The organism is Weissella sp. ESL1177 (assembly GCF_058107185.1).
In genome coordinates, this window is the sequence record NZ_CM176591.1 from 1,758,190 (window position 1) to 1,772,537 (window position 14,348).

General features: G+C 38.0%; 10 protein-coding genes and 2 riboswitches. Of the genes, 2 read left to right on the plus strand and 8 right to left on the minus strand.

The window, feature by feature from the left end; all coding sequences use genetic code 11:
* Positions 1–499 precede the first annotated feature (499 nt).
* From AC3B5D_RS08595 to AC3B5D_RS08620, 6 genes are all read right to left on the minus strand, one after another.
* Positions 500–1,726, minus strand: a complete 1,227-nt coding sequence (locus AC3B5D_RS08595; protein ID WP_489840433.1) for a dicarboxylate/amino acid:cation symporter — start codon at positions 1,724–1,726, stop codon at positions 500–502.
* A gap of 4 nt (positions 1,727–1,730) precedes the next feature.
* Complete coding sequence (locus AC3B5D_RS08600; RefSeq protein ID WP_489840432.1) at positions 1,731–2,936, minus strand: hydantoinase/carbamoylase family amidase; 1,206 nt, start codon at positions 2,934–2,936, stop codon at positions 1,731–1,733.
* Between the two features lie 2 nt (positions 2,937–2,938).
* Entirely contained in the window at positions 2,939–3,709 is a 771-nt protein-coding gene (locus AC3B5D_RS08605; RefSeq protein WP_489840431.1) for a thiazole synthase, read from the minus strand.
* Between the two features lie 13 nt (positions 3,710–3,722).
* The gene (thiF, locus tag AC3B5D_RS08610) at positions 3,723–4,373 is read right to left on the minus strand and encodes a sulfur carrier protein ThiS adenylyltransferase ThiF (protein WP_489840430.1); all 651 of its coding nucleotides are present in this window, start codon (positions 4,371–4,373) and stop codon (positions 3,723–3,725) included.
* Between the two features lie 17 nt (positions 4,374–4,390).
* Positions 4,391–4,588, minus strand: coding sequence for a sulfur carrier protein ThiS (gene thiS, locus AC3B5D_RS08615; RefSeq protein WP_489840429.1), 198 nt, complete (start codon positions 4,586–4,588; stop codon positions 4,391–4,393).
* 42 nt (positions 4,589–4,630) lie between these two features.
* A riboswitch (TPP riboswitch) is annotated at positions 4,631–4,720 on the minus strand.
* A 95-nt stretch (positions 4,721–4,815) separates the two neighbouring features.
* Positions 4,816–4,905: riboswitch (TPP riboswitch) on the minus strand.
* Positions 4,906–5,049: 144 nt separating this feature from the next.
* The gene (locus AC3B5D_RS08620) at positions 5,050–5,889 is read right to left on the minus strand and encodes a DUF368 domain-containing protein (RefSeq protein WP_489840428.1); all 840 of its coding nucleotides are present in this window, start codon (positions 5,887–5,889) and stop codon (positions 5,050–5,052) included.
* 206 nt (positions 5,890–6,095) lie between these two features.
* Between AC3B5D_RS08620 and AC3B5D_RS08625 the strand changes: the two genes are divergently transcribed.
* Positions 6,096–6,620, plus strand: a complete 525-nt coding sequence (locus AC3B5D_RS08625; protein ID WP_489840427.1) for a GNAT family N-acetyltransferase — start codon at positions 6,096–6,098, stop codon at positions 6,618–6,620.
* 135 nt (positions 6,621–6,755) lie between these two features.
* Here the strand turns inward: AC3B5D_RS08625 and AC3B5D_RS08630 are convergent, their stop codons facing one another.
* The gene (locus AC3B5D_RS08630; protein ID WP_489840426.1) at positions 6,756–8,114 is read right to left on the minus strand and encodes an amino acid permease; all 1,359 of its coding nucleotides are present in this window, start codon (positions 8,112–8,114) and stop codon (positions 6,756–6,758) included.
* 298 nt (positions 8,115–8,412) lie between these two features.
* Positions 8,413–9,081: a potassium channel family protein gene (locus AC3B5D_RS08635; protein WP_489840425.1), complete on the minus strand. Its 669-nt coding sequence runs from the start codon at positions 9,079–9,081 to the stop codon at positions 8,413–8,415.
* 193 nt (positions 9,082–9,274) lie between these two features.
* On the opposite strand from AC3B5D_RS08635, the gene AC3B5D_RS08640 reads away from it, so the two are divergent.
* Entirely contained in the window at positions 9,275–14,347 is a 5,073-nt protein-coding gene (locus tag AC3B5D_RS08640) for an NEAT domain-containing protein (protein WP_489840424.1), read from the plus strand.
* The last annotated feature ends 1 nt before the right edge of the window (position 14,348 follow it).

Genomic DNA, 14,348 nt, shown 5'->3' on the forward strand with positions numbered 1-14,348 from the left:
TTCACCCAATCGCTAAAATAGTACAAGATTCCTACAAATTAGTATGTTACAAGATTTAGAAATTTTGAAAAGTAATACGCAATTACCAATCTATATCGTAAAGCTTATGATAGAAATTCATTACAAAGCTCAGAATGAAAATTTTTGAGCGCTTTTTTATTCTTTTAATTAATTTAAGTCTAACTTATAAAAATCAAAAATGGTGCATATCAATGTTAGGTTAAATTTAATCGATTGATTAATCATTGCAAAAAAATAACCGCCTTAGTTCCAACAAACTAGCGGTTATTTCGTCGTTAAATTATGCCACCATCTTGTATCAACTTAATGGGAAGTCTCGTTGATGCAAAGCTGCACTATCTTTTTATTCTTGTGCAACTATAAATCTAAGCAGCATCTCAATACTTAAACGACTATGCATACTTCTATTCATACCCAACATTATAGTAAATACTAAAGTTAACAAATTCATAACTTTAATCATCAGCTGAGCGTTTAGCTAATTTTTTACTGGCAAGACGATTTGCTTTAATTCCTTTTCATCAGCTGCAATCATAATCGCAGTCGTTGTGTCACCAACAACATTAAGTACCGTACGGAAAACACCTGCAAACCAATCAATACCTGCTAATAAGGCAATACTGTCTAATGGTAATCCAAGCGTTGGGACAATAATTGTTAGCGCCACTAAGCCGCCACCAGGCACTGCGACAGTTCCTAAGCACGCCACAATGGCTAACAGCACAATCTTTAACATCATCGCAAATGACAATGACAACCCATAAAACTGAGTCATTGTCACACATGCTAATGCTAAATACATGGCTAACCCATTACTATTTAATGCCATCCCCAATGGTAAAACTAACTCACTAATCTCTTTTTTAACACCCAAACGATGTTCAGCATCAGCCATTTCGATTGGTAATGAGGCAGCAGAAGATGTCGTTGTCATTGCGATCAATAGAATATTAGCAAAACCATGCATGACTGTCCGTAAAGACATCTGCGCACGTATCATAATCATGCCAAATAGGGCAGCTAAGAAAAGAATCGTGCCAATCGCAAATAAGGCTAAAAACTTGAATAAGGGTAGTAGAACTAATAACCCATTTTTAGCAATGGTTGCTGCAGTTAACGCACCAATACCAATGGGTGCCAATCGTAAAACGAATTGAATCAAATCAATCAATAATTGGTTCATTTGTTCTAGGCCACGAATGATATTTTGATACTGTTGATGAGCATTTGCATGGCTTAAAACAACACCAAAACAGAGTGCAAATATAATCACTTGAATCGTATTGCCTTTTGCTAACGCCGTAAAAATATTGGTTGGGAAAAAATCTAATATCATGGTTGACGTTGAAAGGGGCTGACTCGTTATATTTTCAACGAGTTCTGGATGTAATTTCAAGTGAATGCCAACACCAGGCATCAACCACCAACCCAATAAAAGTCCAACTAACGCAGCAACAAGGGTCGTACCTGCAAACCAAGTAGCTGTTTTTAATCCGAGACGTCCTAATTGCTGCAATGGTAATTTACCGACTGCCACAATAACTGTACAAAAAACTAAAGGCATCACTGCCATTTGAATCAGTCTCAAAAAGATATCACCAATCATTTGAATCCCTGCAATTTTTGTGCCAAAAATAGCACCGAAAATCACACCAATGATCATCCCAATAATAATTTGCGTTGTTAGATGAACTTTTACTCGCATTTTCTCACGCCCCATTTGCTTGTGTAGACAGACTAACAGCTAACAATGCAATACCATTTAATAAATCTGACATCTTTGTATATTCAACCGGGGCATGACTAATTCCTGCTTCACTTGGTACAAAAATCATCGTTGTTGGCACAACCGCACTCATTATTTGACTATCATGACCTGCACCCGAAAATAACTCTTGGAAGGGGAGCTTCATTTGAGTAGCTATCTTAGCATTTTGTTGTCTTAATGCCTGTGATAAAAGGGTTGCAGGAACATGTAATGTCTGTTTTACCGTCACATGATCAAATTGTGCTATCATTGCTTTCATCGCTGTCACAAATGTGGCTAATAATTCGTCTGATTCATCCCGACAATCAATGGTAAACATGCAGGTTTCGGCAATGACATTGCTCACATTAGGGGAGACATATATTTCTCCAATGGTAAATGTTAGACTTTGTGATGATTGTCCGGCCAAATCATATAATTTTGTCATCAGATAACTTGCCGTTGCAACTGCATCTTGACGTTGTGCCATTGGTGTCGTACCAGCATGGTTTGCCTGACCATGCACCGTCACATCATAGCGATTTTGTGCAACAATGCCAGTCACTAACCCAATTGATTGGTGTGCCTGTGCCAGGCGCGGTCCTTGTTCAATATGCAATTCCATAAAGCTTGCTGGTAAAGACGCTCGCTGTCGACTCACACCAGACATTGCTTGTAATTGTTTGACTGCACTGCGTCTAGCTTGTTCAAATGTTATACCTGATTTATCAACTAATGATGTTACTTGCCGATGTCCTGTATAATAACTGGATCCAGTAAATGCTGCTGGAAAACGGCTACCTTCTTCTTCGCTAAAAGAAATCAAACGGAGCGGTTTTTTAGGTAAAGAACCTTGTTGATAGACTTTTTGTATCGCACAAAATCCACCCAGAATACCAAATAAGCCATCATAACGACCACCTTGACGCACAGTGTCCATATGAGAACCCGTTGCAATCGGTGCAACTGTTTCTTGTCCCGGAAAATCTAGAGAAACATTGCCATAATCATCAACAGTGGCTTTTGCATGATATTTTTGACCAAGTAAAATTAAAGCACGTTGATTCTGCAACCACTGTTGATTATAAACGAGCCGATTTTGCCCAACTTCATCTGATGCATTGAACTGATCTAGCAAATCACCTAATTGTACAGTTTCATTCGACATAATTATTTACTAATACCCGCTATTGGTGAAGATGCCACAGCTTTTTTATCCAAAACACGACCAAGATGCGCAAGATAACCTTTTCGGCCTGCTTGAACAGCTAACTTAAAGGCTTCTGACATCAATGGTATATCACCAGCTGTTGCCATCGCTGTATTAGCCATTACTGCAGCGGCACCCATTTCCATAGCTTCAGCTGCTTGACTTGGACGACCAATACCGGCATCAACGATAATCGGTGCATCAATTTCGTTAATTAAAATTTGAATCAATGCTTTCGTTGCCAAGCCTTGATTCGTACCAATTGGCGCTCCTAATGGCATCACAGCTGCAGCACCTGCGGCCACTAACTTACGCGCAGCATTTAAATCAGGCAACATATATGGCATCACAATAAATCCCTCATCTACCAAAACCTGCGTTGCTTTGATTGTTTCTTCATTATCAGGTAACAAGTAAGTTTTATCTGGTACAACTTCAAGCTTAATGAAATCACTACCACTTAATTCACGAGCAATGCGTGCCATGCGGATAGCTTCTTCAGCATTCGTACAACCAGATGTGTTTGGTAAAATCGTGACATCTTCAGGAATATAATTCAAAATATTTTCTTCAGCTGCGTTCGTTCGGCGCAAAGCCATTGTAATAATTTGTGCGTCAGCATGATGAATTGCCGAATCAATTAATTCATATGAATATTTCCCTGATCCTAAAATGAAACGCGAAGAAAAATGGTGACCACCAATAATTAAATCATCATTACTTTCAACCATGATTATTTATCTCCTATTCTGCTAAAACGGGGCGCTTAGTTAATAACCGTAAGATGGCATTAGCCTCATGACCAGCACATACCATAACACGTGGTGCCATCAGTCCTTCAGCACCTTTACTATAACCATCTCCACAAATATAAACATTTGGTAACTGTTGTTTTGTTTTCATCTCATTAGTGACATGTAATCCTGCCATACCATTGCCCATAACAAGTGGCTTGTCAGGATAAAAGTTGGTTATACCATCCAATAACATCGCCTTGGCCATTGGGTTATCAAACGCCTCACAGACAATATCACAATCTGCAAATAATATTTCGATATTATCAGGCGTTATTTTGACCTGCTGGATATCAATATCAATAAATGGATTAAATTCTAATAAATTTTGCTTCAATGCCACAACTTTAGGCATCCCAATCTGACTAACTTTATATTGTTGCCGATTAAGATTACTCATTTCGATGGTATCAAAATCAATGATTGTTAAATGACCAACACCACTACGGGCAAGTGCAATTGCAATATTTGAACCTAAGCCACCTGCACCAGCAATCGTAACTCGCGCATTTTGCAAAGGTTCCGTTGTACCAGCAACATTACGTGCTTTCATGCCCTCAAAGAAATCGGCGACAGCTACGCCTTGAAATTTTGGTGTCATTTTATTTGTCCTCTTTTCTAACCACCACCAACAAAAGAAATTAGTTCAACATGATCATTTTCTGATAATCTTTGTGTCGCTAATTCTTCACGATGAATAATTTTGCCATTTAATTCCACAACAACATTTTGCATCATATCTGTTTTTTCTTGTAATAAATCGACTAGTGTCTTACCAGCCATATTTGCGATTTGTTCACCATTTAAAATAATCAAAAAAATACCCTCCTTTCTCATCACGAAAGAAGGGTATTTGTACACAGTCAAATATCGTACTTCCTTCGATCGTATTATCGACATCAGGTTCATGGGTATATTCTCAGCTTGACAGCACCCCAGACGATGGTTGTTTAGATTTTGTTTTTACCAATTGCTTTATGCAATCCTCATAAAATATAAAAAGCAGCCTCTTTGTTTTCACAAAAAGACTGCCCATCAATTACTATGTTCGGACTGTATCTTCCTGCGCAGGTATTAACCAAATCAGGTTCAGTGGGTATATTCTCAGCTTAACAGCACCCCAGATACGTTAATTAACTTAACAAGATAACCATAGCACGTTTAATTATGAAACACAACTCATTATTGAAATCGCTTTCAATGATGAGCTGTTGCATGCATCATTTACCTTGTATCATACGACAAGTCACCACCTCAAATTTCACTACTATGAAATTCTAAACCACTATCTCTGGCTTTACCATCTGCTCTAAACGACCCATCCACCAGCCCAATCCTGTGCCAAGAGCTAATAAGATAACTGCAAACATATAATGCCAAACAGTGAAACCAGTATAATCTATCGGGATAATCATCACTGTTGATGCCATCACAATACCAAAAATAATATGGAACAACTTGGCATAAGCAACTTTAAAAACATACGCCATAACTTTTGCAAATACTAAAACAATCACAATCAATCCTAAGAGAAGGGGGATCAATACCGTTAAATCACCATTTTTAATACCATCACTCATTCCTTTGTATAGTCCTAAATAAATTAAAAAATTAGATGGACTCAATCCTGGTACAAGTAATCCTAATCCAATCAAAGCACCTGCTAAAAACCAAGCGCCCATGCTGGGTTCAATGGTTGAAAATAATGGTCGACCAAACCATAAGAATATTAACATCAAAATACACGCCATTATGGACAATGCGATATCCCATTGTGATCGTCCCATTTTTCCCGCTTCATACCATAATGTTGGCACCGTTCCTAAAATAGCACCAATAAAGAACCAACGTGCAACACTTTCAATTTCTCCTAACATAAAGCTAATCAAAAATGATAGTAAAAAAATACCCAGCACTGCACCAATTCCAACTGGTAAGAAAAACCGGACATTTGCTTTAAAGTTTTTCAATGGATTTGCCATAAATAAAATTAAGCGTTCATATAATCCAAAGACGGCGGCAAGAGCGCCACCACTAATGCCTGGTAAAATAAATCCTGATCCAATTAATGCACCTTTAACAGCACGGAAGATAATATCTCCTGGTCGTTTTTGCATTGATTATTTCCTCATTTCATGTCGTTTATCACTATATTCGTGTTCATGGCGATATAAATGACCATTAATTAGTATTATACCTAATCATTCCTTATAATAAGTTAAAAAAACATTGTTTTATTAGCTTATTTTTTTATAAACCAATTTTTTTAATTATTTGCTATAATGAAGTACAAAATTTCAATTATATCGGGAGGCGCATATCCATGTCATTAACTTATACGCGACAAGCAAAATTAACAGATGTTGATGCTATTTATCGTATTATTCAACAGGCAGTAGCCTATCTCGGCAGTCAAAATTCACCCCAATGGCAAGGATCAGCAGAGCCCCAACGAGAAGAATTTGTGCAAGATATTCAGAATGGCCTTGTCTATGTGCTCATCCATCATCATCAGGTGGCTGGTGTTGGTAAATTAGTGCCCGGACCTGAGCAAGCTTATGAGGACATTGATGGTTCATGGTTAGGTCATGAGTCACAATATCTCTGTCTACATCGCATTGCCATCGATGCAGATGTTCGTGGTCAAGGTCTCGCACATCATTTAATTCATGATCTAGTGATATTGTCATTAGAGCATGGCTATCGTGATATTCGGATTGATACCCATGAAATTAATCAGGGGATGCAAAAGACGGTTAAAAAAGCTGGTTTTCAATATTGTGGTCACGTGCTTATGCCTGTCCCAAATGGTGAACGACTTGCTTTTCAGCTACTATTAGAAGATTAGTCATCGTTATTAATAAAAACATCGGTCGTTTTGACCAGCTGAAAAGGACGGCAATCTATCAATTTAATTGGTAGATTGCCGTCCTTAAATGTGTTCCAAAAGACTGAAGCCTTTTGTCTCACGCTTATTTTTCATTTATTCTTGACGCCGACGTTTTGACCACAAACTATAACCACCCAGTAACAAGATAAAGAATAGAATGGTTAGAAAGACTGATAATCTGGTTTCAACGTTAATTGCTAAAATAATTAACACAATAATAAAGAAAATAATCGTTAAATAACTTGTCGCCGGAAATAGTGGCATTTTATAGGGATTATTAATCGCTGCTTGTGTTTGCCTATATTTAATATGTGCAACCATAATCAGTAACCAAACAAAAATGAAACTCATTGTGGCAACACTGGTAATCATCGTAAATATTTTTGAAGGGAAGAAATAGTTTAATAAGACAACCACTAAGAACACAATCGATGATGCCAACATACCTGTAACAGGCACCATATTCTTTGACACTTTTGCTAGTGAATGAGGTGCTTGGCGATTTTTTGCTAGCACGTATAATGTACGTGACGTTGAAAAAATCGCTGAGTTCGCCGCTGATAAAGCAGCTGTTAAGATAACAAAGTTAACTAATGTTGCTGCAAACTTAATCCCCATACCCGAAAACACCTGTACAAAAGGGGACTGTGATGTATCAATTTGATCCCAAGGATAAACTGACATAATAATTGCAATGGCCCCGACGTAGAATAAACCAATTCTCACGGGCACTGAATTAATTGCTTTGGGTAAATCACGTTCAGGATTTTCTGTTTCACCAGCAGTTAAACCAACCATTTCAATTCCTGTAAAAGCAAAGATCACCATTGGAAATGCCATGATAAAGCCCTTAAATCCTGTTGCAAAGAAACCACCATGTGACACTAAATTACTAAAACTAGCTGTATTGCCACCTGTATGGAATCCTGAAAGAATTAGACCAATGCCGACAACGATCAATGCCAAAATCGCAAATACTTTAATTGAAGCAAACCATGATTCTAATTCACCAAACCACCGAACGTTGATCAAATTAAATGTTACTAATACAATAATAACGATTAATGGCGTAATCCACTGTGGTAATGATGGGAACCAATACCGCAAATAAATACCACTAGCTGTTAAATCAGCCATGGCTAAACTTGCCCAACTTAACCAATATGCCCAACCAATAGCAAATTCCCATTTATCACCCAAATAAATTCGTACAAAATCAATGAATGAACGAACTTTTGTATTCGAAAGTAATAGTTCACCGACCGCACGCATCATTAAATAGGCAAATAAACCAGTGATGGCATACGCTAAAATTAGCGCTGGACCTGCTGCTTTAATTGCCGAACCTGATCCTAAAAATAGACCCGTTCCAATCGCACCACCAATGGCAATCATTTGTACATGACGTGCCTTGAGACCACGTGATAACTCACGTTCAGACTGATTATTCATAAATATACCTCACTGCATGAGGATAAAAAAATATCCCCATGCCAAATTAAATTTGACATAGGGACGTTTGATAACGCGGTTCCACCCTAATTCTTAGTCGCTGACTAAGCCACTTAATTACAGGTAATTTTCGTCTCTCCAAAAGCGCCACTATTAGCTGATGATAATTTGTTTTCACCAAATACAAATTCTCTAGATATCATCAATAACCAACAGTCTCTTTTTTCACCAAGACATCAATTAGTATGTCTAACTATAGGACGTTTAAGTTTGATAGTCAATAGCGATTCACTGATAATTACTTAATTTTGGCAACTAACGATTCAAAATGCTTCACATCTTTCGTTTCACCCGCAACTGTTAACACATCCCCAACCTGAATCACTTCATCAGGTTCGGGTGTAATAACGACTCGGTCTTCTGAACGAATCGCAATGATATTAAGACCATAATTTTTTCTAATGTCAATCTCTTCAATCGTTTTGTTTGCAAAACGTAAATTACCGATTTTAATTTCACCTAATGAATGTTTATCACCTAAGTCAATAAAATTAAGCAAGTTTGGTGTCATCAATTGTTCAGCTAAACGATGGGCCATTTCATTTTCGGGTCTCACAACCTGATCAGCACCAACTTTGTCTAGTACACGAGCGTGCAAATTATTTTCAGCTTTCGCAATAACGTGGCGAACGCCTAAATCTTTCAATAGAATCGTTGTTAAAATCGATGCCTGTTGATTATGCCCAATGGCAACCACAACATGATCAAAACTTGCTAAATCTAAATCTCGTAATGCATCTTCATCCTGTGCATCTGCAATGACCGCATGTGTTGCAATATCCATATAATTCTCAACTAGGTTGGGATTTTTATCAATAACTAAAACTTCCTGATCAGCCTCTATTAGTGATTCTAGTAATGAGCTACCAAACCGGCCCAAACCAACAATCGCATACGTCTGTTTCATATTGGTAACCTCGCAAATTTTCTTTAATCCATTTTATCACTAATTATATTCAGACTCTCGATTTAAATAACTTGATTAACCTAAAAATAACCTTTAAAATTGACCATGTTCGATTATGAACTTTTCATGAATATTGTGTGAAGTCTTGTAAACTGGACAAATAAAATATAATACAAGGAGTTTTAGGACAGATATGAGTACTTTTTCACGAACTGCAACACTGTTTTCAACGGTTGTTCTTGGAAGTATGCTAGCAACAACAACTGTTTCAAGTGTTAATACGGTCATTAATGCTGCTGAAACAACTCAAGCTGCAACAACTAAAAAGAATTATGATTTGAAAATTTTGCAGGGAAATAGTGATGCAACTTCTACTGCATCCCAATTCTATTTAAACACGATTTCATTAGAGAAGCTGGCTGATGGTAATTATTATGCCTATTTAACATCTAATACACCAGTTAGTCTTGGCGACGACCCCATTTCAAGCGAGGATACCCAACATCAAGTTGTTAAAATGGGGACCACTCAAAAAAATGGGTACAACCAAACAGTTTATCGCCTAACATTAACCGCTGACGAATTAGCAAGTGGTCAACCAATCAAAACGAAGATTCATGTGAACATTCCAATGATGAATTATGATCATGAATATGACATTCGTTTAGCTATTCAGGGATTCAAGCCTGAAACAACTACTAGTTCAAATTCTAGTGTGTCGTCAAGTACTGTTTCAAGTTCTAGTGTGTCATCAAGCAGCACTGCTAGTTCAAATGATGATCAAACGTCAGTTAGTTCACCAACTTCATCAGTATCTTCAACCAAGAATAGTCAATCCACAAGTGTGTCGTCTTCTTCTACAACATCAGTTTCTGATAATGACACAACCGTATCAACAGTTGACAATTCACAAACTGATGAAAGCAAATCAACTGACGCTAACGATAGTAATCAAGTTTCAGCTGGTGAAGCAGTTAAAATGACTGCTGATCAGGGCATGGACAAGTTCTTCAATTCAACTGCTCACATTAATGTCAAAGGGGATAAAACTGACGTCACAATCAGTCTTCTGGATGACAAAACAGTTGGGATGATTCCTTATATCACTCTTGATGGTCAAAAGAAGTCAGTGACTAGTCAAGATACAACCTTTACAATACCAACTAAGGATTTACAAGCTGATAAAAATGGACAAGTAACCTTAAAGTCTACTACTCATGTTGACGCTATGGGATATGTCCACGATTATCCATCTAATCTAACCTTTAACGTTGGTGATCTAACAGCAACGCAAGACACATTCAAAACTGGTGACTATCAAATTAATGTTAGCCCTGACAGTCAAATGGATAAGTTCTTTGCACCAAAGTTTAACGTTAAAATTGGTGATCAAACAAGTGTCGTCTCAGTCACATATGGTGTTCCTGACATGATGTCAATGATTCCAAGTGTCACTTTTGACGGTCAAACTAAGGATACAGATAGTAAAACATCCGTTGATTTTACTATTCCTACCAAGGACTTGATACCAGATAAAGATGGTAAGGTAACAATTGCGTCATTTACCAGTGTACCAAAGAGTCCAAGTAAAGGTTATAGTTCAAATATCACTTTTGATATGACCCCAGCATTGATCAATGCACCAAGTGATAATGACAGCTCATCTAGTTCATCATCAGAATCGACAGCCACATCTGACAAAGACATCTTGCAGGACGGCACTTATTCTATTAATTATAATGTCTACAAATCAGGAACAACTGACGATTCAACGATGAAAACTTACATGACTGAATCAGCCAAAGTAAACGTTAAAGATGGGGAGGCTACCATTGATTTCGCAACCAAGAACGATGCGATGTCAATGATGAAGAAATTCTCAATCAATGGCGTTACGGCAAAAGCCAAAGATGATTCTTGGGTTGTGACCGTACCAGTTAAAGATTTGAATAAAACACTGACTGCTGAGATGACAATTTATGTTGCCGCAATTAACTTCACAGAAACACCTAGTGCAGATATTGTCTTTGACATGAAAAGTATCAAAAATGTCGCAACGGATGATTCATCAAGTTCTAGTGTTGCTTCCTCAAGTCAATCTAGCCAAAGTTCTTCTAGTGCTGCTTCTACAAGTCGGTCTAGCCAAAGTTCTTCTAGCGCTACTTCTACAAGTAAATCTAGTCAGAGTTCTTCTAGTGCTGCTTCTACAAGCAAGCCTAGTCAAAGTTCTTCTAGCGCTACTTCTACAAGTAAACCTAGTCAGAGTTCTTCTAGCGCTACTTCTACAAGCAAGCCTAGTCAAAGTTCTTCTAGCGCTACTTCTACAAGTAAACCTAGTCAGAGTTCTTCTAGCGCTACTTCTACAAGCAAGCCTAGTCAAAGTTCTTCTAGTGCTTCATCTGTAAGCAAACCTAGTTCAAGCTCTTCTAGCGCTACTTCAGAATCTAAGCCCACACCAGCTCAACCCGATATTCAAAAAGATGGTAAGTATGCTATAAATTACGATGTTTACAAATCAGGGACAACGACTGATTCGGCCATGGCTAACTACATGACTAAATCAGCCAAAGTGACTGTTAAAAATGGTAAGGCAACCATCAACTTTGAGACTAAGAACGATGCCATGTCAATGATGAAACAGTTCTCGGTTAATGGCGTTGACGCTGAGGCCAAGGGGGATTCATGGATTGTCACTTTGCCAGCGAAAGACCTAACTAACACCCTTAAAGCTGACATGACGATTTATGTTGCCCAATTGAACTACACGGAAAAGCCATCTGCAGACATTTCCTTTGATATGAACAGTATCAAGGATATTAGTAGTGATGATGGGGCAGCTGACTCTTCATCTGACAGTCAAGTAAGCTCTTCTAGTGCTTCATCTGTAAGCAAGCCTAGTTCAAGTTCTTCTAGCGCAGCTTCTACAAGTCAGTCTAGCCAAAGTTCTTCTAGCGCTACTTCTACAAGTAAACCTAGTCAAAGTTCTTCTAGCGCTACTTCTACAAGCAAGCCTAGTCAAAGCTCTTCCAGTGCTACTTCTACAAGCAAGCCTAGTCAGAGTTCTTCCAGCGCTACTTCTACAAGCAAGCCTAGTCAAAGCTCTTCTAGCGCTACTTCAGAATCTAAGCCCACACCAGCTCAACCCGATATTCAAAAAGATGGTAAGTATGCTATAAATTACGATGTTTACAAATCAGGGACAACGACTGATTCGGCCATGGTTAACTACATGACTAAATCAGCCAAAGTGACTGTTAAAAATGGTGAGGCAACCATTAACTTCGAGACTAAGAACGATGCCATGTCAATGATGAAACAGTTCTCGGTTAATGGCGTTGACGCTGAGGCCAAGGGGGATTCATGGATTGTCACTTTGCCAGCGAAAGACCTAACTAACACCCTTAAAGCTGACATGACGATTTATGTTGCCCAATTGAACTACACGGAAAAGCCATCTGCAGACATTTCCTTTGATATGAATAGTATCAAGGATATTAGTAGTGATGATGGGGCAGCTGACTCTTCATCTGACAGTCAAGTAAGTTCTTCTAGTGCCGCTTCTACAAGCAAGCCTAGTCAAAGTTCTTCCAGTGCTTCATCTGTAAGCAAACCTAATTCAAGTTCTTCTAGTGCCACTTCTACTAGTCAACCTGAGCAGCTACTGACAACTGATTTCAAAGATGGTACTTACAATGTCAAATATCATATTTATAAATCAGGAACAACGACTGACTCAACTATGGCTAATTACATGACAGAATCAGCCAAAGTGACGATCAAAAATGGCAAAGCAACGATTACCTTTGCAACAAAGAATAGTGCGATGTCAATGATGAAACAATTATCGGTTAATGATACTAAAGCTACAGCAAATGGAAATAATTGGATTGTGACTTTGCCAGCAAAGGACTTAGCCAAGACATTAACAGCCCACATGCATATCGAAGTACCACAAATAGGTTTAACAGAAGATCCTGATGCTGATATTAAGTTTGATATTGCTAAGGGAACGAGTAGTCAGAGTTCTTCTAGCGCTACTTCTACTAGTCAGTCTAGTCAGAGTTCTTCTAGCGCTGCTTCTACAAGTCAATCTAGTCAAAGTTCTTCAAAACCCGCTAATATAAATAAAGATGGTCGTTACCAAATTGGATACCAAGTTTATAAAACTGGTACTCATACACCATCAACAATGCAACAATACATGACATCTACAGCTATTGTTGATGTCAAAAATGGTCAAGCAACTATTTACTTTAAAACTAAAAATGGTGCAATGTCACTAATGACCGCTTTTGCTGTCAATGGTCACAAGGCACAAGCAAAAGAAAATGGTTGGCAAGTAACTTTGCCAGTGTCTGACTTATTACACACGCTAAAGTCTAATATGACTATCTATGTTCCAACGCTCAATTTCACTGAGAATCCTAGTGCTGATATTGTCTTTAATATTCAGAGTATACAACCTACAAAACAACCAAGTAACCTTGGCAAAAATATTATTCCAAAGGCTGATACAAATCAGAAAGATAATTCTGCTTCTCAAAATTATCTTGGTATTCCAAATGCAACCCTGCATCAATTAACGATTTTGCAGAGTAATAGTAATAGTACTTCAGTTGCTGCACAATATTTCCTACCTACTATTCAATTGCGTCACAATAAGAATGGCTCATACACTGGATATATCACAACACATACACCTGTTATGATGGGGCGTAATCCAATTTCATTCATGGATAGTCGTCACCAAGTTAAGCGGATTAGCACGATTAAGACTGGTAACTACTATCAATCAACTTATGAGCTTCAATTCTCAGAAAATGAAATTAAAGCACCTATTGCAACGCAAATTCACGTTCAGTTTACCTCACCGCTTCAATACGATCACATCTATACGATTCGCTTGGTAATTGGCCGTGCATTGAGTAGTGCTAGTGAAGCCACGCAACCAACAACTGGTTTGCCAGATGCTTCTGGTCTCACAACTAGCCCATTAAGTTCAGATGTTTCACGTGGAACATCATTTACACCTTTAAATAATGCAACAACTACTTCTAAAGGTAATACGCAAAATAACGCTAAAGCCAAGTCACATACCAAGTCACATGCTAAGAAAAATAGTCATGTCACTAAAGATACCCAAGATGATTCTAAAAACGATAATACGACACAACGTAACGTATTAATTGTTGCTGGTGGTATTCTAGCTGCTGCATTGGGTTACGTTGGTGTCGCCCTTTTGACGAATTTCTTTAAAATGAGGTAGG